Consider the following 24,078-nt stretch of genomic DNA (forward strand, 5'->3'; position numbering starts at 1 on the left):
GACCTTTGGCGGTATCATTCGGCTATGCATTCGAGGAACAGCCCCATGGACATTCTCCAGGTCGCCGGCGGCAAGCCGGTCAAGTTGTGGACCGACGGCGTACCGGTGGAAGACGACGCCCGCAAGCAACTGCTCAACACAGCCAGGATGCCGTTCATCTTCAAGCACCTGGCTGTGATGCCGGACGTGCACCTGGGCAAGGGCTCGACCATCGGCAGTGTGATCCCCACGGTTGACGCAATCATCCCCGCCGCGGTGGGTGTGGATATCGGCTGCGGAATGATCGCCGCGCGCACGTCGCTGTACGCCCGCGACCTGCCGGACAACCTGCATGGCCTGCGCAATGCCATCGAGCACGCCGTGCCGCATGGCAAGACCTTCGGCAAACATGACCAGGGCGCCTGGGCCGATGTGCCAGCCAAGGCGGACAAGGCCTGGGGGCAGTTGGCCTGGCGCTTCAAGGCCATCACCGACAAGTACCCGCGCCTGGAGAAGACCAATAACCGCCATCACCTGGGGACGCTGGGCGGCGGCAACCACTTCATCGAGGTGTGCCTGGACGAGGCCGACCGCGTCTGGTTCATGCTGCACAGCGGCTCCCGGGGCGTGGGCAATGCCATTGGCAACCTGTTCATCGAACTGGCCCAGGCCGACATGCGCCAGCACCTGGCCAACCTGCCGGACAAGGACCTGGCGTATTTCGAGGAAGGCAGCCGCCATTTCGCCGACTACGTGGAAGCGGTGGAGTGGGCGCAGGACTACGCCAGGCAGAACCGCGAGCTGATGATGCTGGCGGTGGTCGGTGCGGCTCGCAAGGCGCTCGGCAAACCGTTCGAGGCCAGCCTGGAAGCGGTGAACTGCCACCACAACTATGTGCAGCGCGAGCAGCATTTTGGCCGAGAGGTGCTGGTGACGCGCAAGGGGGCGGTGTCGGCGCAGAAAGGGCAGTTGGGCATCATTCCCGGCTCGATGGGGGCCAAGAGCTTCATCGTGCAAGGGCTGGGCAACGAGGAGTCTTTCTGTTCCTGCAGCCATGGTGCCGGCCGGGTGATGAGCCGGACCAAGGCCAAGAGCCGCTTCACCGTGGAAGACCAGCGGCGGGCCACGGCGCATGTGGAATGCCGCAAGGACAAGGAGGTGATCGACGAGATCCCCATGGCCTACAAGGACATCGATGCGGTGATGCGCGCGCAGCAGGACTTGGTGGAGGTGGTGCACACCTTGCAGCAGGTGGTGTGTGTGAAGGGCTGACGGGTTTACCGAGATATCCCTTCATTCGAGCCGCGGTATGACTTCTGATAATCAGATTTTTCCCGTTGCGCGTAGGCCATTTCTGAAATAGCTTCCTAGCGCCCTTGAGCCATTGCGGTGGTGTTCCTGGCGGCCTAGTGTGGGCCTGTCGTTGCCAAATCAGCGACCGGGCCTGCAAGCCCGCTCAGAGAACGATTACCGATCACCAATAGCCAATGGCATGCCATTGCGCGCGCTTGTTGGTGGCTGCGTACGGGAGGTTTTCGAACCTGCCGGTTTCGTTCTCTGCCGGTCTTGCAGACCTGTACGTGGCCGCCACCCATCACACTGCAAGTAATGAGTGGCGGTTCTAGCCAATCAACTGAGAACCTCACCATGCTTAAGATTGTCCCCGATCCACCCCACGATATTCATTCCCTTGAAGACACCCTGATCCGGGCCACGGACTACGCTCTGTGCGCGGCGACCGTTGTGCATCAGGCCATGCTGCTGCCCGCTCAGCCTCGGACTTTGCACTGAGGCTTGAGTGATGTGTTGTCTGGGCCGGCCTTTTCGCGGGTAAACCCGCTCCTACAACGATCGGTGGTCCATGTAGGAGCGGGTTCACCCGCGAATGGGCCAGAGCAAGCAGTCGAGAAATTTCAGGGGGATTCAACAATGACCACAGAAGACACCCAGTTCACCGTCGGCAAAACCACCTTCTACCAAGGCGAACACGGCACCCATCCACTGTTCCGCATCGAGCCCGGCATCCCCTGCCGCGATGCCCGCGAGCAGTCCTCAGAGTTGATGGGCTATGTCCGCGAACTGACCATCACCGGCCTGATGGATGAGAAGCCGATGATGATCTGGGCTGCGCACTACCTGAGTGCGATGGCCAAGGCGCTGATGGATGATGCTGAATTGGGCATGGGGCAGTGAGCGTTTGCCTTTAGGTCGCATGAGGGCCGCAAGGTGTTCGCCGCGGCAGTTTCAGCGCCTGTCAGACCGAGCGCCGCCCGCGCGGCGCTTCGCAGCACAAGGCTGCTCCTACATCTGTTTCGGGCCAGTCCTTCCTGTGTAATTCGCGCGCGAACGCCTTGGCGCATGCCGTGATATCGCGTCGCACAAACAAGGCGACCGCACGCCCCTGGCACAGGCGATATTGGCCCGAAACAAATGTAGGAGCAGCCTTGTGCTACGAAGCGCCGCGCGGGCGGCGCTCGGTCTCACAGGCGCTGCAAACCTGTCGGTATACACCTGATGGCCCGCTTGATTAGAGTGGCGCCTGGGGTGATACAGGCCAGTCAAGCCTTTCGACAAGCGAGGTGCAGGTGAGCGTTGATATCGAGTGTGTGGTGGTCGGGGCCGGCGTGGTCGGCCTGGCGGTGGCGCGCGCCCTGGCCCAGGCTGGCCATGAAGTGCTGGTGGTGGAGGCGGGCGAGGGCATTGGCGTCGGGGTCAGCTCGCGCAACTCCGAGGTGATCCACGCCGGCCTGTATTACCCCGATGGCAGCCTGAAGGCGCAGTTGTGTGTCGAGGGCAAGCAACGCCTGTATGCCTATTGCGACAGTCGGGGCGTTGAATACCAACGCCTCGGCAAACTGATCGTCGCCACCGATGCGGCCCAGGTCGAAGGCTTGCAGCGCCTGCTGGAGCAGGGCCGGCGCAATGGTGTCGATGACCTGCAATGGCTCGACGCCGACCAGGCGCGTGAGTTGGAGCCGGCGCTGTCATGTGTCGCCGCGCTGTGCTCGCCGTCCACCGGCATCATCGACTCCCACGGTTTGATGCTCGCCCTGCTGGGTGACGCCGAGGCCGCAGGCGCCACCTTGGTACTGCATACCCCACTGCTTGCCGCGCGGGTGATCGAGGCCGGTTTCAGCCTGGACATGGGCGGTGCCGAGCCGATGAGCCTGACCTGCCAGCGGCTGGTCAACTGCGCCGGGTTATCGGCAGTTGAAGTCGCTGGGCACATCACCGGCCTCGATCCGGCCCATGTGCCCAAGGCCTATCTATGCAAAGGCAGCTATTTCAGCCTGAGCGGTCGCGCGCCATTTCGGCACCTGGTGTACCCCGCACCGGAGCACGCCGGCCTGGGCGTGCACATGACCCTCGACCTGGGCGGCCAGGCGCGCTTCGGCCCGGATGTGGAGTGGGTGGAAAATATCGACTACCCGGTAGACCCCCGACGCGGCGACAGCTTCTACGCTGCAGTACGGCGCTATTGGCCCGACCTGCCAGACGCCAGCCTGCAACCGGCCTACAGCGGCATCCGCCCGAAGATCAGCGGCCCGCAGGACCCGGCGGCAGACTTTGTCATCAGTACGCCCGCCGAGCATGGTGTGCCGGGGTTGGTGAACCTGTTTGGCATCGAGTCACCGGGGTTGACCAGTTGCCTGGCATTGGCGGATCGCGTGCTGCATACCCTGCGTGACAACTGAGGGCAGTGCCAAGCTGCCTTCAGTCTTTATGCATGTGCTGCTTGCCATCGCGATGAGTATGGGCCTTTGAATGCCCCTCATCATGCTGGCCTGCGCCCGAGGCCTGCTCACCATGGTGGCCAGGCACGTTGCCGCGGTGCTGGCCTTCATGGTTGTGCATTTCACTTTCGCCACCACCATGCTGGTGGCCGCCACTGGCCGCGACCATCGTTTTGTACTGCTCGGCGTTCAACTGGGGTAGCTGGTCCAGGAAGGCGACGATGCCCCAGATGTATTCATCGCCCATGCTCTTGCCCCAGGCCGGCATGCCGGAGGCCTTGATGCCGTGCTTGATGATCCAGAACGCCGCAGCAGGGTCGCCACCGATACCGCTTATGGTCAGGTTGGGGGGTGATGGATACAGAGCCTGGCTGAGCTCGGTCTTCTCGACGCCAGGGGCAAGGTGGCAACCGATGCACATGGCATTGTAGTTACCGGCGCCGGTACGAATCAGCGCTTCATCTTTCAGGTCTGGCACCTCGATGTCCCTGGCCCGTACTGCGATGGAGCGGTCCCGGGCCATGGCCAGAAACGCATGCACGGCGGGGAAATGGGGATCATCGGCCCCCACGTTGACCAGGCCGGAGTACGCAGCACCCAGCATGGCCACGCAGGCCACTGCGCCTGCTGCAAGAAGCGTTGTTATTGTTCTTTTCATGTCTGGTTCTCAAAACCACATGCGGATACCGGCCACGAAACGCGCTTCATCCACATCACCACCGTCGTCGCGGACGAAATCGGCGGTTTTGCCGTAGGAGCGGCTCCAGGTGATGCCGATGTAGGGGGCGAACTGGCGGACAATTTCATAGCGCAGGCGCAGCCCGACTTCGGTATTTGCCAGGCCGGAACCTACGCCGCGCCCAGGGTCGTCCTTGCCATAGAAGTTGACTTCAGCGGTCGGCTGCAGGATCAGGCGGTTGGTCAGCAGAATGTCATAGTCGCCTTCCAGGCGAGCGGCAGTCTGGCCGTTCTCGCCAATGAACGCGGTGGCTTCGGCTTCGAAGTCGTAAAGCGCCATGCCCTGGATACCGAACGCCGCCCAGGTCTGGGGAGATTCAGGCTTGAAGTCCTGGCGCACCCCGGCAACCACATCCCACCATGGGCTGATCGAGCGGCCGTACAGCAGCTGCAATTCGGCATCCTCGGTGACACCGTTGGTGCGTTCACCTTCGGAGCGGATCCACAGCCGGTTGATATCGCCGCCTACCCAGCCAGAAGCATCCCAGGCCAGCGTGCTGCCTTCATTCGCATCCTGGTACTCGAGCTGATCCAGCAGGAAGAAGCTGTTGATAGCACTGTCGTGCATCTGATGCCCACCCAATGGGGGGAAGGCTGCCTGGCGGTCGGCGTCGGTCAGGACCGGGATCGGGGTACGGCTTGTTGTCGGTGTATCCGCCGAGCCTTGGTTCATTGTCGAATGGTCCATAGCCTCATGATTCATAGCCTCATGATTCATAGCTCCATGATTCATCGCGCCATGGTCCATGCCCTGCATGCTGCCATGATCCATCTCGCCGTGGTCCATCATCGAATGGTCCATTTCTTCAGCGGCGAAGCTGGGCGCAGCGCCCAGCGCCCCCAGCGTAACGGTCAGTGCCAGCAGCGATGGTCGTGCCAGGCTATTGAGCATCTTTCCCTGCCTTGGCTTTGTTACTGCCATGGGATTCCATCATCTTGCCGTGGTCCATGCCCTGCATCGAACCATGGTCCATACCCTTCATGGCGTCATGGTTCATACCTTTCATCGAGCTGTGATCCATCCCTTTCATGGCGCCATGGTCCATGCCCTTCATCGCACCATGGTCCATGCCTTGGGCACTCCTGGCTTCCTTGGCATCGGCAGACTGCTGATCGTTGCCGTCGGACCAGGATGATGGGGCATAAACTGCAAACAGGCCGGCTATCGCAGCAGAGAGAAAAAACGCGCTTCGTTTCATTGGTTTGCTCATCTCGGATCTCCAGTTCATTCGTCCACGCGGACTTCGCGGAACATGCCCATTTCCATGTGGAACAGCAGGTGACAGTGATAGGCCCAGCGCCCCAAGGCATCTGCCGTGACGCGATAGCTTCGTTTTGAGCCAGGCGGCATGTCGATCGTGTGTTTGCGCACCATGAAGTTGCCGTTCTCATCCTCCAGGTCGCTCCACATGCCATGCAGGTGGATGGGGTGAGTCATCATGGTGTCGTTGACCAGGGTGATGCGCAGGCGCTCGCCATACTTGAGGCGCAGTGGCTCGGCATCGGAAAACTTGATGCCGTCGAAGGACCACGCGAACTTTTCCATGTGGCCGGTTAGGTGCAACTCGATTGTGCGACCAGGCGCGCGGCCGTCCGGGTCCGGGAAGGTGCTGCGCAGGTCGGCATAGGTCAGCACACGGCGGCCGTTGTCACGCAGGCCGATGCCCGGATCGCCCAGTTTTGGCGTCGGGGTCATCGTTTGCATGTCGACCAGGGGGTTGTTGGTCTCGGACTCTGGGTGGCTCTGCATGGGCGCGCTGGTGCCAGCCATTTCGCCATGGTCCATGCCGGCCATGCTGCCGTGATCCATGCCGCCCATACCGCCCATACCGCCCATACCGCCCATACCGCCATGGTCCATGCCCATATCGCTCATGGAAATGGTCGGCCGTGGATCGACAGCGGGAACAGGGGCCTGCAAGCCCTCGCGAACCGCCAGGGTGCCCCTGGAATACCCGGTACGGTCCATGGATTGGGCGAAAATGGTGTAAGCCTGCTCGCTTTCGGGTTCGACGATGACATCGTAGGTTTCGGCAACGGCAATGCGGAACTCGTCGACCGCAACGGGTTTGACATGCTGCCCATCCGCCGCGACAACCGTCATCTTCAGGCCGGGAATTCGCACATCGAAATACGTCATGGCCGAGCCGTTGATGAAGCGCAGGCGGATTTTCTCGCCCGGCTTGAACACGCCCGTCCAGTTACCGTCGGGGGCCTGGCCGTTCATCAGGTAGGTGTAGGTGTAGCCGCTCACGTCAGCGAGATCGGTGGGGCTCATTTTCATCTCGGCCCACATCTTGCGGTCGGCTACCGCGGCGGACCAGCCCATTTCGCTCACATCGTTGACGAAATCGCCCACCGTGCGCTTGTGGTAGTTGTAGTAGTCGGACTGCTTCTTGAGCTTGGACAGCACCCGTGCAGGGTCTTCATCCGTCCAGTCGCTGAGCATGACCACGTAGTCCCGGTCATAGGTGAACGGCTCAGGCTCTTTCGCGTCGATGACCAGGGCACCATACACCCCGACCTGCTCCTGGAAACCGGAGTGGCTGTGGTACCAGTAGGTGCCGTTCTGCTGGACCTTGAACTTGTACTCATACATGCCGTCGGGGGCGATGCCATGGAAGCTCAGGCCCGGCACCCCGTCCATGTTCGCCGGCAGGATGATGCCGTGCCAGTGGATGGAGGTGTCCTGCTGCAAGCGGTTGCGCACACGCAGCGTGACGGTATCGCCTTCGCGCCAGCGCAGGATGGGCCCGGGAATGGAGCCGTTGATGGCCATCGCTGTGCGCGCAGCGCCGGTAATGTTGACCGGCAGCTCACCGATGTAGAGATCGAAGTCGGTGCCGCTCAGCACACTCGGTTGGCCCGGGCTGGTCACGGCCCAGACCGGCGCGCGCCACATGCCAAGCCCGCCAAGCAGTCCGGTAGCGGCCAGGCCTTTGACGAAAGAGCGTCTGGTGGTTTTGCTTTGCATGCCGTTGCGTCCAGTCAGTCGAAAAGTTGCTGGTATTCAGGCGGTTCAACGCCCCAGGCCGTGGGGCTAGAAGCCCCCCACAATCTTCCTTAACGCTAGCGGACCTGCGCTGTCAGCTGGCTGAGCTTCAGATTACTTTTCTGTCAGCTTGTGGTGGGTCAAATTCAGTAAGCGCGCCGCGCGGCCTGTGGGAGCGGGCGTGCCCGCGAAGGGCTGCAAAGCAGCCCCATCAAGGGGCTCTTTGGCCTGGCCGCTACTCGATGCGCAGCGCCGCGACCGGATGCAAGCGAGCCGCCCGCACGGCCGGGGCCAGGCCGGCGAGAATGCCGAGCACCGCCGCCAGCAGCAGCGCCAGCAGCAGAAACAGCGGTTGCAGCGCCAAGGGCAGGCTCGGCATGGCCAGGTGCAGTAGCCCCAGCAGCAGGCCCATCAACAGCAGGCCAAGCAGGCCACCGGCCAGGGACAGCAGCGTCGCTTCAGCGAGAAACAACCCAAGTACCTGCCGCGGACTGGCGCCAATCGCCCGCAACAGGCCGATTTCTGCCGTGCGCTCGCCCACAGTGGTCGTCATGATGGTGAGAATGCCGACGGCGCCGACCAACAGCGAAATGCCCCCCAAGGCACCAATGGCCAGGCTCAGGGTGCCGAGAACGCGGTTGAAGCTGCGCAGCATGTCGTCCTGGGTGGTCAGGCTGAAGTCCTCCGCACCGTGTCGTTCGCCGAGCACCTCGCGAATCTGCCGGCTCAACGCCCGTGAAGTGGTACCGGCGCCAAACACCACATGGGCTTTGACCACCCCGGTGCGGTTGAACAGGCTTTCCGCCCAGTCCACCGGGATGTAGGCGATATCGTCGAGGTTGAAACCGAGCAACTGGCCTTTCTCCGCCATCACGCCGATCACCCGGAAACGTACGCCGCCGACGCGGATCAGCTCACCCAGCGGGTTGCGCGCACCGAACAGCTCGGTACGCAGCTGATGGCCGAGCACCACATAGGGCGGCGAACGGCCGTCACGGGCCGGGGGCAGGAACTCGCCCAGGCTCAGTTGCATGCGCCAGGCCTGTGCCATCTGATGGCCGCCACCGAGAATGTCGCTGCGCCGGCTCAGGTGACCGAACTGGATATTCCCGCTGCCCTGAATGATCGGCACCGCCGCCTCGACATGCGGCAAGCGCCGCAGGGCGTCGGTGTCACTGATGGTCAGTGGCCGCACGCTGCCAAGCAGGCCGCCGAGGCCGCTGGTCTGGGTCTTGCCCGGGCGCACGGTGATGATCCGCGTACCAAACTGCGAGAAGTTCTCCAGCACATAGCCGCGCACGCCTTCGCCTATGGCCGTGAGCAGCGCCACGGCGGCTATGCCGATCGCTACCCCGAGCAGGGTCAGCAGGCTGCGCAGCGGGCGGCAGGTCAGCGCCGAGCTGGTCAGCCGGAAACCATCTTGCCAGCGCATCAGTGCGCCCCCGGCGGGCGTAGCGCCGCCACCGGCTCCAGCGCCGAGGCCCGAGCGGCAGGCAGCCAGGCGAAAAGCAGCGCCGTGCCGAGTGCCAGCAGCACGGCGCCAACCCGCGCCCACCAGGGGGCATAGAGCGGCAGATCGAACGCCAGGCGCCCCAGCCAGAGCAAGGTTTCGGCCAGCAGCAGCCCTGCCAGTGCCCCTGTCAGGGCCAACAGCGCCGCCTCGCCGAGGAACAGCAGGCGCAGCTGCGCCGCCGTCACGCCTATGGCTTTGAGCAGGCCGATCTCGGCGGTGCGCTGGCTTACTGCAATCCAGGTCACGTTCATGATCAGGATGCCTGCCACCAGCAGGCTGATCGCGGCAATGCCGGCCACCGCCAGGGTCAGCACCGCGAGTATCTGGTCGAAGGCGCTGAGCAGGCTGTCCTGGCTGACGAGGGTAACGTCCTCCTCACCCTCGTGACGCTCCTTGAGCGCGGCGAGTATCAGCTGCTTGCTACGGTCGAGAAAGCTCGGACCATGCACCTCGACAAACACCCGCGACAACCCCTCGCTATTGAACAAGGCCTGGGCACTGGCCACCGGGATGATCAACATCTCGGCGAAATCCATCCCCAGCGATTCGCCCCGCTCGCCGAGAATGCCGACCACCCGGAAGCGCCGGTCGCCAGCGCGCAACCATTCACCCAGGGCCGGGCGAGCCCCGAACAGCTCGCGCCGGAGTTTGCCGCCGATCACGCAGACGGCTTCGGCCTGCTCAGGGTCCAGCGTCGGCAGGGGTTGGCCTTGTACGACGGTCAGTTGGCGAATGGCGAAGAAGTCCCGGGTGGTGCCCAGCGTCAGCACTTCACGATTGCGGTTGCCGACTATTACCTCCATCTGCCCGGCCTGCTGCGGCGCGACCCGGCGGATGCCCGGCAACCGGGTGATGGCCTGGACATCCTGCAAGGTCAACTCGTGTGGCGTCAGCCCGGTGAGCGGCGGCATTCGCCCGGTGGTTTCCTTGCGCCCCGGGAAAACGATGAGTATGTCGCGCCCGAGCAGCGAGAACTCGTTCAGGACGAAGGCCCGCGCCCCCGCGCCAAGACCGGTGAGCAGATTGACCGCGACCACCCCGATAGCGATGGCCAGCAGTAGCATCAGGCTGCGTGAGCGATGCCCACGCAAGGCACCTAGCCAGAAGCCCAGGGCATCGGCAGCGCGCATCAGGCCAGCGCCCACTGCGGCGCAATACTGTGGATCCGCCCATCACGCATGTGCAGCTGGCGCTGTGCACGGGCGCCCAGGTTGGCATCGTGGGTCACCACTATCAGGGTCAGGCCCTCGCCGTTGAGCTCCTCCAGCAGGCTGAAGACCTCTGCGCCGGCCTGGCTATCGAGATTTCCGGTGGGTTCGTCGGCCAACAGCAGCGCCGGTTGCATGACCATCGCCCGGGCGATCGCCACGCGCTGGCGCTGGCCACCGGACAGCTCGGCCGGGCGGTGGGCAATGCGCTCGCCCAGCCCCAGGCGTGCCACCAATTGGCTGCTGCGCTTGCGCCGTTGTGCCGCACCAATGCCGGCAAGGACCATCGGCAGCTCGATGTTTTCCAGCACCGTCAGCCGTGCGATCAGGTGGTAGGACTGGAACACGAAACCTATCAGCCGGCTGCGCAACTGGGCGCGGCGCGCCTCGCTCAGGGCCGCCGTGGCCTCGCCCTGCAGCCAGTATTCGCCGGCGCTCGGCGCGTCGAGCAGGCCGAGGATGTTCAGCAAGGTCGACTTGCCCGAGCCCGACGGGCCCATCACCGCCATGTAGTCACCGGCGGCGATGTCCAGGTCCAGGCCATCCAGCCCCATCACCTGCTGTTCGCCCAACTGGAAGCTGCGGCTGCCGCCGCGCAGGCGGATCATTTCTCGGTCTCCGCGGCATCCACCGGGATCACCGCCACGGTATCCTTGAGCCCTTCCTGCTCGTGGCTGGCGACTATGCGTGCGTCCTCGTCCAGCCCTGCAAGCACCTCAGTCCAGCGCCAGTTGCTCAGCCCGGTTTGCACCTGCACCTCGCGCAACACCCGGGCGCTTGGGTCATATCGCAGCACGCGCTGCCCCTCCAGCAGGGTCTCGGTGGGGATGCGCAAGGCGCCCGCGTGCTGCTCCAGGAGGATCTCGACATCGGCGCTATAGCCGGTGAGCAGGGCCAGGTCTGCCGGCGGCTGGTCGAAGCGCACCTCGACATCGACGGTGCGCGCCTGCTTCTCCAGTTCGCGCACATAGGGCGCGATGCGGCTGACGCGGCCGGTGAAATGCTGACCACGGAAGGCATCCAGGCTGATCCGTACGGCGGTTCCGGGGTGAACCCGGGCAGCGTCCACCTCATCGATCGGTGCCTCTACAAACAGGCAGCTGTCGTCGATCAGGTCGACTGCCGGCGGCGTGGGAATACCTGGCGGCGACGGGGTGACGAACTCGCCGAGTTCGCCGTTGATTTCTGCGACGATGCCGGCGAATGGTGCACGCAGGGTTGTCTGTTCCAGCAGTGAACGCTGTAACTGCAGGCTGGCGTCGGCCTCGCGGATCAGCACGGCACTGGCACTGCACATCAGTTTCGCCAGGTTGGCCTTGGTCGTGGCCTGATCGAGGCGGTCGGCGGCAATCAACTTGCGGTCGGCCAACTGGCCCAGGCGATCAAGGTCGCGCCGGTCCAGCAGAGCTTGCTGGCAGCGCTGTTCGCGGGTGTTGCGCTGGGCCTCCAGCCGCGCCTCGGCTTCCTGTAGCCTGGCCTGTTGCTCGTCCTGCCGCAGGCGCATGAGCACCTGACCCGGCTGGACCCGTTGGCCTTCGCTGACCAGCAACTCGGCAACCTGGCCGCCGACATTGAAGGACAGGTGCGAGCGTCGACAGGACTTCAGCGTACCCGCGCGCGTGTTGGCCACCACCGTCTCCACCGGTCCCCGCTCAACTTCCAGCAGCCTGACCGGCACCGGCTGCGGTCGACTCAACCAGCCGCCCAACACCACGAGACAAGCCAGGATCGACGAGCCAATCAATAATTTGCGCATGGACTACACCTCCTCCCATATGGCTTGAGCCTAGATCAGGAGGGTGAAAGCTCCACGCGAAACGTCATTTATCTGACGATTTTCGGATGAGCGTTAGTATAGTGTCAGATAAATGGCGAATGAGATTTTTTTCGCTCACGCAGCGGCGATTCCCTGGCCATGGGAAGGCTGCAGAAAGTTTCAGAGGATGGGAATGGCGGGCATTAAAAAGCCGGCTTGTGGCCGGCTTCTCGGGGACGCTTCCGACTAATTTATGGTAAGCCGCAATCGCCTTAACTGTGTGGCCATCAAGGGCCTGAAAGAGATGGCAGATGCCCGTGTGGGATATCGCCGAGCCCTCTGGACCGCGGCTTGCGCCGGTCGGGGCTGAATGTGCGGCGTAGCATACAAGGGCGCGCGCAGGATGCCCAGCAAAAAATGGCACAGGTTGTTTCAGTCGGGCCGTTGCTGGCGGAAATGCGACCAGTGGAACACCCAGCCCAGGACCTTCAGCCCTTGTGTCTGGCGCTGGGCGGCGGTGTAGCGTTCGACCGCATAGTTGCGCCGATCATGGCTGTGCAGGTACAGCGTGCCGTGCTGGCCGAGGCTGAGGTTGTTAACCCTGAGCACGCCGTTGTGCAGCAGGGCATAGGTTTCGCCCTCGACCACCTGGGTCATGCCCAGGTCGATGGCCAGGGTAGCTTGCAGCGGAATCAGCGGGGTCATGTTGCTGGCGGGCATGGCCAGGCAGATGGCGTCGTCGGCATGCACTCCCAACCCTTTCAGGGCTTTTGCGGGCAGGCACAGGTGTTTGCCGGCCACGGGCGACAGCAGGCCGTTGTGCAACTCGTAAAAGGGCACCTTCAATGTACGGCCGCCTTGCGCCGATAGCGGCGTGTGCGGGTTGGCGGGCGCCGGCTCCGGTGGGCAGGTGCGCAGGATCGGGTTGTGGTGTTTGGGGCCTTCGCCCGTGCGCAACCAGCGACGATGCACGCAGAACAGGTCCGCCATTTCGTCCAGCCGGGCCAGGGGCACGCCGCGCTTGAGCCAGTTGTTGACGTGCTGGGGCGTGACGCTGCGCTGGGCGGCGAAATCGGAAGGGGTCAGGCCACATTCGTGGAGGAGGGCTTTGAGTCTGTCACCGGATGTGTTCATGGCGGCGAGTGTAGCGGCGGGGTGCCAGCAAGGATATGAACCGGATGTTGATGGGGCTTGTGTGAAAAGCGCCTGTTTGTAGGGCGTTGGAGTAGGACTGCGTAGGATTTTTTACTCTCCCAGGCAAGTGCGCGGTTCCTGTGGGAGCGGGTCGGCATCTAGAATTTGAGCAAGACAGTTGTTCCCACAAAAGTGCTGCGCAGGCAGGTCATCCAGTGCCAGGGCGACCAGCCATCCATCAGGCATAAAAAAACCCCGCCGAGGCGGGGTTCTTCATGCAACCGGCATCAGCCCTTGTAGGCAGCAACCGATTTGGTGATCGCGGCGCGGGCGGCGTCAGCGCCTTCCCATCCTTCGATCTTGACCCACTTGCCCTTCTCGAGATCTTTGTAGTTGGCAAAGAAGTGCTCGATCTGCTGGATCAGCAGGGCTGGCAGGTCGGTGTATTCCTTCACGTCGACGTACAACTGCGACAGCTTGTCGTGAGGAACAGCGATGACCTTGGCGTCGCCGCCGCCGTCGTCGGTCATGTTCAGCACGCCGACCGGACGGGCGCGGATAACCGAACCTGGGGCTACCGGGTAAGGGGTAACGACCAGCACGTCCAGCGGATCACCGTCATCGGCCAGGGTGTTCGGGATGAAGCCGTAGTTGGCTGGGTAGAACATCGGGGTCGCCATGAAACGGTCGACGAACAGGGTATCGCTGTCCTTGTCGATCTCGTATTTGATCGGCGCGTGGTTGGCCGGGATCTCGATGGCGACGTAGATGTCGTTCGGCAGGTCTTTGCCCGCCGGAATCTTGCTGTAGCTCATTGGGCAGTGCCCCCGTGTTTGACCAAAAAAGTGGCGGCGATTATAGGCACATTCTGCATGGGCATGCCACGCCTGGCCTGATGTGCGGCCCCGTCAGGCGTGGCTTTCGCGGTATTCCGGGTGTTCGGCCTGCAGCCGGCACAGGCGCGCCAGCGGGTCCTGGCGGTAGAACAGCGACAACTGGCGGTAGACCTGTGGATAAGCCTGTTGCAGCAGGTCGGGGGCACTAAAGAAGTACTCGCTGGTGACGGCAAAGAACTCCGCGGGGTTCTCTGCGGCATACGGGTCGATGGCGGTTTCGGCCTCGGGGTTGGCGTCCAGCTGGCGGTTGAGGTCGTCATAGGCCTGTTGCATGGCGGTTGCCCATTCATCCACGGGCATGCCGCTGTGCAGCGGCGGCAGGCCGTTGGCATCGCCATTGAGCATGTCGAGCTTGTGCGCCAGTTCATGGATGACCAGGTTGTAGGCCTCCCAGCCACCGCTTGCCAGCACGCCGTTCCAGGCGAGGATGATCGGGCCCTGCTGCCAGGCCTCGCCGCTGTGCTCGCCGTCCCACACGTGCTCAACGCCACTGGCATCGCGGTGGCGCTGGGGGCTCTTGAAGTCGTCGGGGTAGAGGATGATTTCGTGGAAACCCTGGTACCAGTTCAGCTCGCCCAGGTGCAGCAGCGGCAACTGCGCCTGGGCCGCCAGCAACAGGCGCTGCTCGTCATCCGGCTCGACGCCGGGCAGGCAGGTGAGGTGCTTGTCGAGCAGGAACAGGATGCAGGCTTCACGCAGCCAGCGATCCTCTTCGTCAGTGATGCCGTCCAGCATTGGCAGGCGCTCGCGCACGGCCTGCCATTGCTGGGGGGTGATGGGATAGCGCGCCAGGGTGCGCTTGCGCCGCCAGGCGCTGAACGACCACATCGGCAAGTTTCAGTGCGCTTTGGCCGTGCGGCCCAGGCGGCCACGCAGCAGGCCGAGGATCATCGGTACCAGCGACAGGATGATGATGCCCACCACCATCATCGACAGGTGCTGTTTGATGAATGGCACGTTGCCGAAGAAGTAGCCCAGGGTCACCAGGCCACCGACCCACAGCAGCGAACCGGCGACGCTGAAACCGAGGAAGCGCGGGTAGTGCATGTGGGCGATGCCGGCGACGAACGGCGCAAAGGTGCGCAGGATGGGCAGGAAGCGCGCCATGGTCACGGTCTTGCCGCCGTGGCGTTCATAGAAGTCGTGGGTACGCTGCAGGTAGTCGCGACGGAAGATCTTCGAGTTGGGGTTGTTGAACAACCGCTCGCCCGCCGTGCGGCCGATCACATAGTTGGTGCTGTCGCCGAGGATCGCGGCGGCCATCAGCAGGCCGGCCAGCAGCAACGGGTCCATGCCGCCACCGGCGGCCACGGCGCCGGCAATGAACAGCAGCGAATCGCCAGGCAGGAAGGGCATGACCACCAGCCCGGTTTCACAGAAGATCACGGTGAAGAGGATGGCGTAGATCCAGGGGCCGTAGTTGGTGACCAGCAGATCGAGGTAGGCATCGAGATGCAGGATAAGGTCCAGCGGGTTGAAATCCATGTACAGCACCTGTGTTCTTGGGCGTAGGCTCGGTTACCTGCGGATGGGTAAATTTTCACACATGACAGGTGGGCCATTATACGGCTAAGTCAGGAACATGCCCGGGGAGTTTGTAGCGGGGGGTTACGGCAGGGGGGACTCCTGTACCAGCCTCTTCGCGGGTAAACCCGCTCCCACAGGTACAGCACGGACTTCAGATGTGCCGCTATGCCTGTGGGAGCGGGTTTACCCGCAAAGAGGCCGGTACAGGTCAATCCTGGCTGATCGGCAGGATATAGCTCTTGAACTCGTTATCCTCACGAAACCCGATGGATTCGTAAGTCTTGTGCGCTACCTCATTGTCCGCGCTGGTCGACACCCGCATGCGCACGGCGTTGGTTTCCTTGGCCATTTTCTTCGCCTCGCGCATCAGGTGGTCGGCCACCAGCATGCGCCGCGAGTCCTCGGCCACGTAGATATCGTTGAGAATCCATACCCGCTTCAGCGACAGCGACGAGTAGCTCGGGTACAGCTGGCAGAAGCCCAGCAGCTTGCCGTCATCATCATCGGGTAGCGCCAGGTAGATCACCGACTCATCCCGCTTCAGGCGCTTTTCCAGGAAGCTGCGCGAACTGTCGGGGTAGGGTAGCTGCCCATAGAACTCGCGGTATTTGACGAACATCGGCGTAAGCAGATCGAGGTGTTCCAGGGTTGCCTTGATGATGCGCATGTGCGGCCCTCAGAGTCCATTAGGGGAAACAGCGGATTGCCAGCAGCTTTCAAAGGCATGCTGCCCAATGCTTGGCGCAAGTGCAATCCGCCTTCCGTGACATGTTTTTTATCCTTTGCCGAGCAGAAAGTTACCTTTCTGGCCGGTGTTGTTTTCGCTCTCCAGGCTATGGACCTCGGCCTCGTCCTTCAGATTCACCCCGGAAAGCTGGCGCCGGCAGGCTTCGCGCATCAAGTACAGCAAGCGGTGCGCCGCCATGCCATAGCTCAGCCCCTCCAGGCGGATGTTGGAAATGCAGTTGCGGTAGGCATCGGTCAGGCCGACCTTTGGCGCATAGGTGAAGTACAGGCCAAGGCTGTCGGGCGAGCTGAGCCCCGGGCGTTCGCCGATCAGCATCACGGTCATCCGTGCGCCCAGCAGTTCACCGACCTCGTCGGCCACTGCCACGCGGCCCTGCTGCACCAGCACCACCGGGGCGCTGGTCCAGCCATCGGCGGCGGCCTGTTCCTCGAAGCGCGCCAGGAACGGCAGGGTGTGGCGGTGCACGGCCAGTGCCGACAGGCCGTCAGCGACGACGATGGCCAGGTCGACCCCGCCGGGGTTGGCCTGGGCGTGCTGGCGCAGCGCGGCAACCGAATCTTCGTTCAGCCGTCGCCCCAGGTCCGGGCGTTGCAGGTACTGGTTGCGGTCGCTGGCGGCGCTGTGCAGCACCAGGCTTTCGCGCCCGCGGTCACTCAGCTGGGTAGCCAGGCCGGCATGGTCGAAGGCCAGATGCACGGCATCGCGTGCCTGGGCGTGGGCGAACTGGAAGTCCAGTTGCGCACCGGTAGGCAGGCTGGTGCCGGTGCGGCCCAGGGCAATGCGCGCCGGGGTCAGGTTGCGCAGGGCCAGCCAGGGGTTTTCGGGGGTAGGCGTGCGGTGGTCCATGGTCATCCCTATGCAAGCTGTGCCAAGGCCTGGCGGAAGGCCGGCGGCAGGTTGTCACCGAAGCGCACCCGGCCATCGGCCTGGGTGAAGATGCCGGTGCGGGCCAGCCATGCCTCGAATTCCGGCCCAGGCTTAAGGCCCAGGGTCTGGCGTGCATACAGCGCGTCGTGGAACGAGGTGGTCTGGTAGTTGAGCATGATGTCGTCGGAGCCTGGGATACCCATGATGAAGTTGATCCCGGCCACGCCCAGCAGGGTCAGCAGGGTGTCCATGTCGTCCTGGTCGGCTTCGGCGTGGTTGGTGTAGCAGATGTCGCAACCCATCGGCACTCCCAGCAGCTTGCCGCAGAAGTGGTCTTCGAGGCCGGCGCGGATGATCTGCTTGCCGTTGTACAGGTATTCGGGGCCGATGAAACCGACCACCGTGTTGACCAGGAACGGTTTGAAGTGGCGGGCCACGGCATAGGCGCGGGTCTCACAGGTCTGCTGGTCGACGCCGTGGTGGGCGTTGGCCGACAGCGCGCTGCCCTGTCCGGTTTCGAAGTACATCAGGTTCTGCCCGAGGGTGCCGCGTTTCAGCGAAAGGCCCGCTTCGTAGCCTTCCTGCAGCACGTTCAGGTTGATGCCGAACCCGGCGTTGGCCGCCTCGGTGCCGGCAATGGACTGGAACACCAGGTCCAGTGGTACGCCACGGTTGATCGCCTCGATCGAGGTGGTGACGTGGGTCAGCACGCAGGCCTGGGTGGGGATGTCGTAGCGCTGGATGATGGCGTCGAGCATCTCCAGCAGGGCGCAGATCGAGGCGATGCTGTCGGTGGCCGGGTTGATGCCGATCATGGCGTCACCGTTGCCGTACAGCAGGCCGTCGAGAATGCTGGCGGCGATGCCGGCCGGCTCGTCGGTCGGGTGGTTGGGCTGCAGCCGGGTCGACAGGCGCCCGCGCAGGCCCATGGTGCCACGGAACCGGGTGACCACGCGGATCTTCTGTGCCACCAGCACCAGGTCCTGCACGCGCATGATCTTCGACACCGCTGCGGCCATTTCCGGCGTCAGCCCGGGTGCCAGGCTGTGCAGGCTGTCCTCGTTGGCCTCTTCGCTCAGCAGCCAGTCGCGCAGGCCACCCACGGTCAGGTGGCTGACCGGGGCGAAGGCCTGGGCGTCGTGAGTGTCGATGATCAGGCGCGTGACTTCATCATCTTCGTAAGGGATCAGCGCTTCGTTGAGGAAATGCGTCAGCGGGATATTGGCCAGGGCCATCTGCGCGGCGACCCGTTCGCCATCATTGCTGGCCGCCACGCCCGCCAGGTAGTCCCCCGAGCGGGCGGGGCTGGCCTTGGCCATCACTTCCTTGAGGCTGTCGAAGCGGTAGACCAGGTGGCCGACCGTGTGTACGAAACTTGCCATACAGAGTCTCCAGAGCCGCGGGTTGCCCCGCGGCGGGTGGCGGCGATCAGTGCAGGGCCTCTTCGGCCTTCTGGATCGCGGCGAATTCCTCTTCCGGTGTACCCGCGACCAGGTGGTGGCGGCTGTAGAAAGCAAAGTAGGCAATTAATACCGCATAGATAACTGCGGCGCCAATCACCACCCGAGGGTCGACCAGGAAACCGGCGACCACGGCGATGCAGGCCAGTACCAGTGCCAGGCCCGAGGTGAAGATGCCACCAGGGGTGCGGTATGGGCGCTCCATCTTCGGCCGGCGGATGCGCAGGGTGATGTGCGCGGCCATCATCAGTACGTACGACAAGGTAGCGCCGAACACCGCCACCAGGATCAGCAAATCACCTTGGCCAGTCAGCGACAGGGCAAAGCCGATGATCCCGGGGATGATCAAGGCCAGTACCGGGGCCTTGCTCTTGTTGGTTTCCGACAGCTTGCGCGGCAGGTAACCGGCGCGGGACAGGGCGAAGATCTGCCGGGAGTAGGCGTAGATGATCGAGAAGAAGCTGGCGATCAGCCCGGCCAGGCCGACCAGGTTGACGAAGCCGCCCATCCAGGTGCTACCGCCGTAGGCCTTGGACAAGGCTTCTACCAGCGGGTTGCCGGACGCTTTCAATGCTTCGGACCCTGCGCCGCCGGGGCCGACCACCAGGATCAGCAGGGCGAAGGCCAGCAACACCAGCATGGCGCCGATCAGGCCGCGTGGCAGGTCACGCTTGGGGTTCTTGGTTTCTTCGGCAGCCAGCGGCACGCCCTCTACGGCAAGGAAGAACCAGATGGCATAGGGGATGGCCGCCCACACGCCGACATAGCCGAACGGCAGGAAGCTGCTGGCGCCTACAGCGTCCGTTTTGGCGATGTCGAACAGGTTGGCTGCATCAAAATGGGGCACCATGCTCACCAGGAACACGGCCAGGGCGATGGCTGCGATGGCGGTGATGATGAACATCAGCTTCAACGCCTCACCCACGCCAAAGATGTGGATGCCGATGAACACGATGTAGAACGCCAGGTAGATCATCCAGCCGCCGATGCCGAACAGTGACTGGCAGTAGGCGCCGATGAACACCGCGATGGCGGCGGGGGCGATAGCGTACTCGATGAGGATCGCCGTGCCGGTGAGGAAGCCGCCCCAGGGGCCGAAGGCGCTGCGGGCAAAGCCGTAGCCGCCGCCTGCGGTGGGGATCATCGACGACAGCTCGGCCAGCGAGAAGCACATGCACAGGTACATGGTGGCCATCAGCAGGGTAGCGAGGAACATGCCGCCCCAGCCGCCCTGGGCCAGGCCGAAGTTCCAGCCGGCATAGTCGCCGGAGATGACGTAGGCCACGCCCAGGCCGACCAGCAGGACCCAGCCGGCGGCACCTTTTTTCAGTTCACGTTGCTGGAAATAGTCCGAGCCGACTTTTTCGAAGTCGACGGAAGAGCCTGCCGGCGAGCCGGCGGAATGATCGCTTGGCATAGTTTCACCTGTTGTTTTTCTTGGTGGCCGGACGGGTTCCGGGCCGATGGTGATGGGTACTGCAGGAAGCGAGCCAGAGCGTTGGTGCACGGTTACCGCTCTGGGTTTTGTATATGCAGGCCTGGCCTCTTCGCGGGTGAATCCGCTCCTACAGGGGGTGTACAGCGCCTTAAGCAAGCGCAGTACCTGTGGGAGCGGGTTTACCCGCGAAGAAGGCGACGCGGTTTAGAAGAAGCCCAACGGATTGATGTCGTAGCTCACCAGCAGGTTCTTGGTCTGCTGATAGTGGTCGAGCATCATCTTGTGCGTCTCACGCCCGACCCCCGACTTCTTGTAGCCACCGAACGCGGCATGCGCCGGGTACAGGTGGTAGCAGTTGGTCCACACGCGGCCAGCCTTGATCCCACGGCCCATGCGGTAGGCACGGTTGATGTCGCGGGTCCACACGCCGGCACCCAGGCCGAACTCGGTGTCGTTGGCGATTGCCAAGGCTTCGGCTTCGTCCTTGAAGGTGGTGACGCTGACCACCGGGCCGAAGATTTCTTCCTGGAACACGCGCATCTTGTTGTTGCCCTTGAGCAGGGTCGGCTGGATGTAGTAACCGGTGGCCAGCGAGCCTTCCAGTTTTTCGACCTTGCCACCGGTCAGCAACTCGGCGCCTTCCTTCTGGGCGATGTCGAGGTACGACAGGATCTTCTCGAACTGCTGTTGCGAGGCCTGCGCTCCGACCATGGTGTCGGTGTCCAGCGGGTCGCCGCGCTTGATCTGCAGCACCTTCTTCATCACCACTTCCATGAACTGCGGGTAGATCGACTCCTGTACCAGTGCCCGTGACGGGCAGGTGCATACCTCGCCCTGGTTGAAGAACGCCAGCACCATGCCTTCGGCCGCCTTCTCGACGAAGCTTGGCTCGGCTTGCATGATGTCTTCGAAATACACGTTCGGCGACTTGCCGCCCAGTTCGACGGTGGACGGGATGATGTTCTCGGCGGCGCATTTCATGATGTGCGAGCCAACCGGGGTCGAGCCGGTGAAGGCGATCTTGGCGATGCGCTTGCTGGTGGCCAGTGCTTCACCGGCTTCGCGGCCATAGCCTTGCACCACGTTGAGCACGCCTTTTGGCAGCAGGTCACCGATCACTTCCAGCAGCACGGTGATGCCCAGCGGGGTCTGTTCGGCAGGCTTGAGCACCACGCAGTTGCCGGCGGCCAGGGCCGGGGCGAGCTTCCAGGCGGCCATCAGGATCGGGAAGTTCCACGGGATGATCTGCCCGACCACGCCCAGTGGCTCATGGATGTGATAGGCCACGGTGCCTTCGTTGATTTCCGCGGCGCCGCCTTCCTGGGCGCGGATGCAGCCAGCGAAGTAGCGGAAGTGGTCGACCGCCAGCGGAATGTCGGCATTGAGGGTTTCGCGGATCGGCTTGCCGTTGTCCCAGGTTTCGGTAATGGCCAGCAGTTCGAGGTTCTGCTCGATACGGTCGGCGATCTTCAGCAGAACGTTGGAGCGGTCCTGCACTGAAGTGCGGCCCCAGGCGTCGGCTGCAGCGTGGGCGGCATCCAGGGCTTTGTCGATGTCTTCGGCAGTGGAGCGAGGGAATTCAGCGATCAGCTTGCCATTCACCGGGGAGGTATTTTCGAAGTACTGCCCCTTTACCGGAGGAACGAACTCACCACCGATGTAGTTGCCGTAGCGGCTCTTGAAGGAAACCTTCGCGCCTTCGGTACCGGGATGTGCGTAACGCATGGTGTGTCTCCTGGCTATTGTGTTTGTTAGGGAGTTGGAAAGCGTAGAGCAAAGGTTGGGCCAGCGTTTCGAGCGCCAGGCAAATCAATGACTTGGCTCGGTTCGTTGGGCCTGGCCCACGATCTCTGTGCCAGCGCCGGTACGCGCGGGGGTGACACTTTGTGCCATTTGCGACACATAACCGGAGGGTGCATTGCAAAGCCTTCCCGGGTGGAGGATGCTGGCGAGACTCTCTATCTGCGGAGAACTACAACAATGCAGAGCAATCATTTCAGTCGCCATGCCCAGCAAGTCCATACCGTCGCCCATGGTGGGGCCGGGGCGGGTGGCAGTGACCCGTCCATCGCCCGCTCCTGGCTACGCTGCCTGGAGGACTACCACCTCGACCCGTCGGTGATCGAGGCCCCGGTGGTGCTCGAGCATGGGCGCCTGCTGGAAAGCCGCGAGCGCCTGCGCCAGGTGCTGCAGATTGCCGACCATGAAATGAACAGCCTGCACCAGCAGCTTTCCGGGGCCGGCCATGCGGTGCTGCTGACCGATGCCCGTGGGGTGATCCTCAATTGCGTCAGCGCGCCGACCGAGCGGCGCAGCTTCGAGCGTGCCGGGCTGTGGCTGGGCGCTGACTGGAGCGAGGCGCGCGAGGGCACCAACGGCATCGGCACATGCCTGGTCGAGCGCCAGGCGCTGACCATTCACCAGAACGAGCACTTCCGCGGTCGCCACACCGGCCTGACCTGCTCGGCCAGCCCGGTGTTCGACCCGCATGGCGAGCTGCTGGCAGTGCTGGATGTGTCTTCGGCGCGGCCCGACGTTTCCCGGCAGAGCCAGTTCCACACCATGGCTTTGGTCAACCTGTCGGCGAAGATGATCGAAAGCTGCTACTTCCTGCGCCATTTCGAACAGCAATGGCTGCTGCGTTTTCACCTGCAGGCCGAGTCGGTCGGCCTGTTCAGCGAAGGCCTGCTGGCGTTCGACGGTGACGGGCGCATCTGCGCCGCCAACCAGAGCGCGCTGAACCTGCTGGGCACGGTGCGTGGTGGCGTGCTGGGCAAACCGCTGGAACGCTTTTTCGCTTGCAGCCACGACGAACTGTTCAGCCGCGCCACGCCTGGCGGCAGCACGGCGTGGCCGCTGCATACCCTGGACGGGCGCCAGGTGTTCGCCAGCCTGCGTGGCCAGGCTCGCGCACCGGTGTGGTCGGTGCCAGCCGCCCAGCCGCGGCCCACGCGGGAAGTGGAGCCGCTTATCTGCCTGCTCGACCCCGCCTTGCAAAACGACTTCCGCCGCAGCGTGCGGGTGTTCGAGCGCGATGTGCCGCTGTTGCTGCGCGGCGAGACCGGCTGTGGCAAGGAGGCTTTTGCCCAGGCCGTGCACCAGGCCAGCGAGCGGCGCGGCAAGCCGTTCGTCGCCATCAACTGCGCCTCGATCCCGGAAAGCCTGATCGAGAGCGAACTGTTCGGCTACCGCGGCGGCAGCTTTACCGGTGCACGCAAGGAAGGCATGCGCGGCAAGCTGCTGCAGGCCGATGGCGGCACCTTGCTGCTGGACGAGATTGGCGACATGCCACTGGCCCTGCAAACCCGCCTGCTGCGCGTGCTGGAGGAGCGCCAGGTGGTGCCGATCGGTGGCGAGCCGCAGGCGGTCGACGTGCGCATTGTCAGCGCTACTCACCGTGACCTGCTGGAGAGGGTGGAGCAGGGCAGTTTCCGCGAGGACCTGTATTACCGCCTGAATGGCCTGGAAGTGGCATTGCCTGCGGTGCGCGAGCGCAGTGACAAGGCGCAGTTGCTGGACTTTCTGCTGCGTCAGGAGGCGCAGGGAGAACCGATCGATATCGAGCCCAGGGCGCGGCAGGCACTGCTCGACTTCGCCTGGCCGGGCAACGTGCGGCAGATGCGCAACGTGCTGCGTACCCTGGTGGCACTTTGCGAAGACTCCCGCATCGTGTTCCAGGATCTCCCAGCCATTGTTCGCGAGGGCTTCGCCCTCGATCGCAGTGGCTTCAGGCCATGTGCAATCCCTGTGGGAGCCGGCTTGCCGGCGATAGGGCCAGAGCAGGTAGCACAAGACAGTTGCTCCCTCAGGGTGAATGGGGCTTTCGAAGCTGGCGCTGTACCTGTGGGAGCTGGCTTGCCGGCGACAGGGTCTGCCGCATTGGAGGACGCCGAGCGCCATGCGCTGTTGGCGACCCTGGAGGCAAAACACTGGCACCTCACCCGTGTCGCCGAGCACTTGGGCATCAGCCGCAATACCTTGTATCGAAAACTGCGCAAACACGGCATCACCAGGGCCGACTGAGCGAAACATCTGGTGCGATTTGTCGCGCCCTGGGCTACCCTGCCTCGATGTTTTGCGAGGTCGAC

At 63.5% G+C, this 24,078-nt stretch carries 21 protein-coding genes; 4 read left to right on the plus strand and 17 right to left on the minus strand.

Going from position 1 to position 24,078, the window contains the following annotated elements; translation table 11 throughout:
- Positions 1–45: 45 nt before the first annotated feature.
- The 3 genes from E5221_RS03170 to E5221_RS03180 all read left to right on the plus strand — a co-directional run bounded on the left by E5221_RS03170 (position 46) and on the right by E5221_RS03180 (position 3,674).
- On the plus strand, positions 46–1,251 hold the full coding sequence (locus E5221_RS03170) for an RtcB family protein (protein ID WP_247846840.1): 1,206 nt from the start codon (positions 46–48) through the stop codon (positions 1,249–1,251).
- 657 nt (positions 1,252–1,908) lie between these two features.
- The gene (locus E5221_RS03175; RefSeq protein WP_015268787.1) at positions 1,909–2,172 is read left to right on the plus strand and encodes a DUF3077 domain-containing protein; all 264 of its coding nucleotides are present in this window, start codon (positions 1,909–1,911) and stop codon (positions 2,170–2,172) included.
- Between the two features lie 392 nt (positions 2,173–2,564).
- Positions 2,565–3,674 carry an NAD(P)/FAD-dependent oxidoreductase gene (locus E5221_RS03180; RefSeq protein WP_247846841.1) on the plus strand — a complete coding sequence of 370 codons (1,110 nt, stop codon included), beginning with the start codon at positions 2,565–2,567 and terminating at the stop codon, positions 3,672–3,674.
- A 19-nt stretch (positions 3,675–3,693) separates the two neighbouring features.
- Here E5221_RS03180 and E5221_RS03185 read toward each other — a convergent pair whose 3' ends face one another.
- From E5221_RS03185 to E5221_RS03265, 17 genes are all read right to left on the minus strand, one after another.
- Positions 3,694–4,371 carry a c-type cytochrome gene (locus E5221_RS03185; RefSeq protein WP_247846842.1) on the minus strand — a complete coding sequence of 226 codons (678 nt, stop codon included), beginning with the start codon at positions 4,369–4,371 and terminating at the stop codon, positions 3,694–3,696.
- Positions 4,372–4,380: 9 nt separating this feature from the next.
- Entirely contained in the window at positions 4,381–5,343 is a 963-nt protein-coding gene (locus tag E5221_RS03190) for a copper resistance protein B (protein ID WP_182329877.1), read from the minus strand.
- Positions 5,333–5,662: a hypothetical protein gene (locus E5221_RS03195; RefSeq protein ID WP_232881189.1), complete on the minus strand. Its 330-nt coding sequence runs from the start codon at positions 5,660–5,662 to the stop codon at positions 5,333–5,335. The genes E5221_RS03190 and E5221_RS03195 overlap by 11 nt, the downstream gene beginning before the upstream one ends.
- A 14-nt stretch (positions 5,663–5,676) precedes the next feature.
- A complete protein-coding gene (locus tag E5221_RS03200) occupies positions 5,677–7,425 on the minus strand; it encodes a copper resistance system multicopper oxidase (RefSeq protein WP_247846843.1) in 1,749 nt (582 codons plus the stop codon).
- 253 nt (positions 7,426–7,678) lie between these two features.
- A complete protein-coding gene (locus tag E5221_RS03205; RefSeq protein WP_061551366.1) occupies positions 7,679–8,875 on the minus strand; it encodes an ABC transporter permease in 1,197 nt (398 codons plus the stop codon).
- Positions 8,875–10,086: an ABC transporter permease gene (locus E5221_RS03210; protein ID WP_061551369.1), complete on the minus strand. Its 1,212-nt coding sequence runs from the start codon at positions 10,084–10,086 to the stop codon at positions 8,875–8,877. The genes E5221_RS03205 and E5221_RS03210 overlap by 1 nt, the downstream gene beginning before the upstream one ends.
- The gene (locus tag E5221_RS03215; protein WP_039614639.1) at positions 10,086–10,772 is read right to left on the minus strand and encodes an ABC transporter ATP-binding protein; all 687 of its coding nucleotides are present in this window, start codon (positions 10,770–10,772) and stop codon (positions 10,086–10,088) included. The genes E5221_RS03210 and E5221_RS03215 overlap by 1 nt, the downstream gene beginning before the upstream one ends.
- The gene (locus tag E5221_RS03220) at positions 10,769–11,920 is read right to left on the minus strand and encodes an efflux RND transporter periplasmic adaptor subunit (RefSeq protein ID WP_247846844.1); all 1,152 of its coding nucleotides are present in this window, start codon (positions 11,918–11,920) and stop codon (positions 10,769–10,771) included. Before E5221_RS03220 ends, E5221_RS03215 begins: the two co-directional genes overlap by 4 nt.
- A gap of 432 nt (positions 11,921–12,352) precedes the next feature.
- Complete coding sequence (locus tag E5221_RS03225) at positions 12,353–13,054, minus strand: XRE family transcriptional regulator (protein ID WP_247846845.1); 702 nt, start codon at positions 13,052–13,054, stop codon at positions 12,353–12,355.
- Between the two features lie 287 nt (positions 13,055–13,341).
- Complete coding sequence (gene ppa / locus E5221_RS03230) at positions 13,342–13,869, minus strand: inorganic diphosphatase (RefSeq protein ID WP_003255365.1); 528 nt, start codon at positions 13,867–13,869, stop codon at positions 13,342–13,344.
- A 93-nt stretch (positions 13,870–13,962) separates the two neighbouring features.
- Positions 13,963–14,778 (minus strand): M90 family metallopeptidase, encoded by an 816-nt coding sequence (locus tag E5221_RS03235; RefSeq protein WP_247846846.1) that lies wholly within the window; start codon positions 14,776–14,778, stop codon positions 13,963–13,965.
- A gap of 9 nt (positions 14,779–14,787) precedes the next feature.
- Positions 14,788–15,435 (minus strand): DedA family protein, encoded by a 648-nt coding sequence (locus E5221_RS03240; protein WP_247846847.1) that lies wholly within the window; start codon positions 15,433–15,435, stop codon positions 14,788–14,790.
- Positions 15,436–15,685: 250 nt separating this feature from the next.
- Entirely contained in the window at positions 15,686–16,144 is a 459-nt protein-coding gene (locus tag E5221_RS03245; RefSeq protein ID WP_003257044.1) for a GNAT family N-acetyltransferase, read from the minus strand.
- A gap of 108 nt (positions 16,145–16,252) precedes the next feature.
- On the minus strand, positions 16,253–17,071 hold the full coding sequence (gene eutC, locus E5221_RS03250; RefSeq protein WP_247846848.1) for an ethanolamine ammonia-lyase subunit EutC: 819 nt from the start codon (positions 17,069–17,071) through the stop codon (positions 16,253–16,255).
- 8 nt (positions 17,072–17,079) lie between these two features.
- Entirely contained in the window at positions 17,080–18,474 is a 1,395-nt protein-coding gene (locus tag E5221_RS03255) for an ethanolamine ammonia-lyase subunit EutB (protein WP_247846849.1), read from the minus strand.
- A gap of 46 nt (positions 18,475–18,520) precedes the next feature.
- A complete protein-coding gene (eat, locus tag E5221_RS03260) occupies positions 18,521–19,969 on the minus strand; it encodes an ethanolamine permease (protein ID WP_013970695.1) in 1,449 nt (482 codons plus the stop codon).
- 225 nt (positions 19,970–20,194) lie between these two features.
- Positions 20,195–21,715 (minus strand): aldehyde dehydrogenase family protein, encoded by a 1,521-nt coding sequence (locus E5221_RS03265; protein ID WP_182329869.1) that lies wholly within the window; start codon positions 21,713–21,715, stop codon positions 20,195–20,197.
- A 255-nt stretch (positions 21,716–21,970) separates the two neighbouring features.
- On the opposite strand from E5221_RS03265, the gene E5221_RS03270 reads away from it, so the two are divergent.
- A complete protein-coding gene (locus E5221_RS03270; RefSeq protein ID WP_247846850.1) occupies positions 21,971–24,013 on the plus strand; it encodes a sigma-54-dependent Fis family transcriptional regulator in 2,043 nt (680 codons plus the stop codon).
- Positions 24,014–24,078: the final 65 nt, after the last annotated feature.

Source organism: Pseudomonas sp. A2, assembly GCF_023100865.1.
GTDB lineage: Bacteria > Pseudomonadota > Gammaproteobacteria > Pseudomonadales > Pseudomonadaceae > Aquipseudomonas > Aquipseudomonas asiatica.

What these genes read in the sequence shown, in the direction of transcription:
- E5221_RS03185 (WP_247846842.1), bottom strand. Translation starts at nt 4,371, where the DNA reads ATGAAAAGAACAATAACAACGCTTCTTGCAGCAGGCGCAGTGGCCTGC.
- ppa (WP_003255365.1), bottom strand. Translation starts at nt 13,869, where the DNA reads ATGAGCTACAGCAAGATTCCGGCGGGCAAAGACCTGCCGAACGACATC.
- E5221_RS03190 (WP_182329877.1), bottom strand. Translation starts at nt 5,343, where the DNA reads ATGCTCAATAGCCTGGCACGACCATCGCTGCTGGCACTGACCGTTACG.
- E5221_RS03265 (WP_182329869.1), bottom strand. Translation starts at nt 21,715, where the DNA reads ATGCGTTACGCACATCCCGGTACCGAAGGCGCGAAGGTTTCCTTCAAG.
- E5221_RS03235 (WP_247846846.1), bottom strand. Translation starts at nt 14,778, where the DNA reads ATGTGGTCGTTCAGCGCCTGGCGGCGCAAGCGCACCCTGGCGCGCTAT.
- E5221_RS03205 (WP_061551366.1), bottom strand. Translation starts at nt 8,875, where the DNA reads ATGCGCTGGCAAGATGGTTTCCGGCTGACCAGCTCGGCGCTGACCTGC.
- E5221_RS03270 (WP_247846850.1), top strand. Translation starts at nt 21,971, where the DNA reads ATGCAGAGCAATCATTTCAGTCGCCATGCCCAGCAAGTCCATACCGTC.
- eat (WP_013970695.1), bottom strand. Translation starts at nt 19,969, where the DNA reads ATGCCAAGCGATCATTCCGCCGGCTCGCCGGCAGGCTCTTCCGTCGAC.
- E5221_RS03215 (WP_039614639.1), bottom strand. Translation starts at nt 10,772, where the DNA reads ATGATCCGCCTGCGCGGCGGCAGCCGCAGCTTCCAGTTGGGCGAACAG.
- E5221_RS03170 (WP_247846840.1), top strand. Translation starts at nt 46, where the DNA reads ATGGACATTCTCCAGGTCGCCGGCGGCAAGCCGGTCAAGTTGTGGACC.
- E5221_RS03245 (WP_003257044.1), bottom strand. Translation starts at nt 16,144, where the DNA reads ATGCGCATCATCAAGGCAACCCTGGAACACCTCGATCTGCTTACGCCG.
- E5221_RS03255 (WP_247846849.1), bottom strand. Translation starts at nt 18,474, where the DNA reads ATGGCAAGTTTCGTACACACGGTCGGCCACCTGGTCTACCGCTTCGAC.
- E5221_RS03175 (WP_015268787.1), top strand. Translation starts at nt 1,909, where the DNA reads ATGACCACAGAAGACACCCAGTTCACCGTCGGCAAAACCACCTTCTAC.
- eutC (WP_247846848.1), bottom strand. Translation starts at nt 17,071, where the DNA reads ATGGACCACCGCACGCCTACCCCCGAAAACCCCTGGCTGGCCCTGCGC.
- E5221_RS03195 (WP_232881189.1), bottom strand. Translation starts at nt 5,662, where the DNA reads ATGAGCAAACCAATGAAACGAAGCGCGTTTTTTCTCTCTGCTGCGATA.
- E5221_RS03220 (WP_247846844.1), bottom strand. Translation starts at nt 11,920, where the DNA reads ATGCGCAAATTATTGATTGGCTCGTCGATCCTGGCTTGTCTCGTGGTG.
- E5221_RS03225 (WP_247846845.1), bottom strand. Translation starts at nt 13,054, where the DNA reads ATGAACACATCCGGTGACAGACTCAAAGCCCTCCTCCACGAATGTGGC.
- E5221_RS03240 (WP_247846847.1), bottom strand. Translation starts at nt 15,435, where the DNA reads ATGGATTTCAACCCGCTGGACCTTATCCTGCATCTCGATGCCTACCTC.
- E5221_RS03210 (WP_061551369.1), bottom strand. Translation starts at nt 10,086, where the DNA reads ATGCGCGCTGCCGATGCCCTGGGCTTCTGGCTAGGTGCCTTGCGTGGG.
- E5221_RS03200 (WP_247846843.1), bottom strand. Translation starts at nt 7,425, where the DNA reads ATGCAAAGCAAAACCACCAGACGCTCTTTCGTCAAAGGCCTGGCCGCT.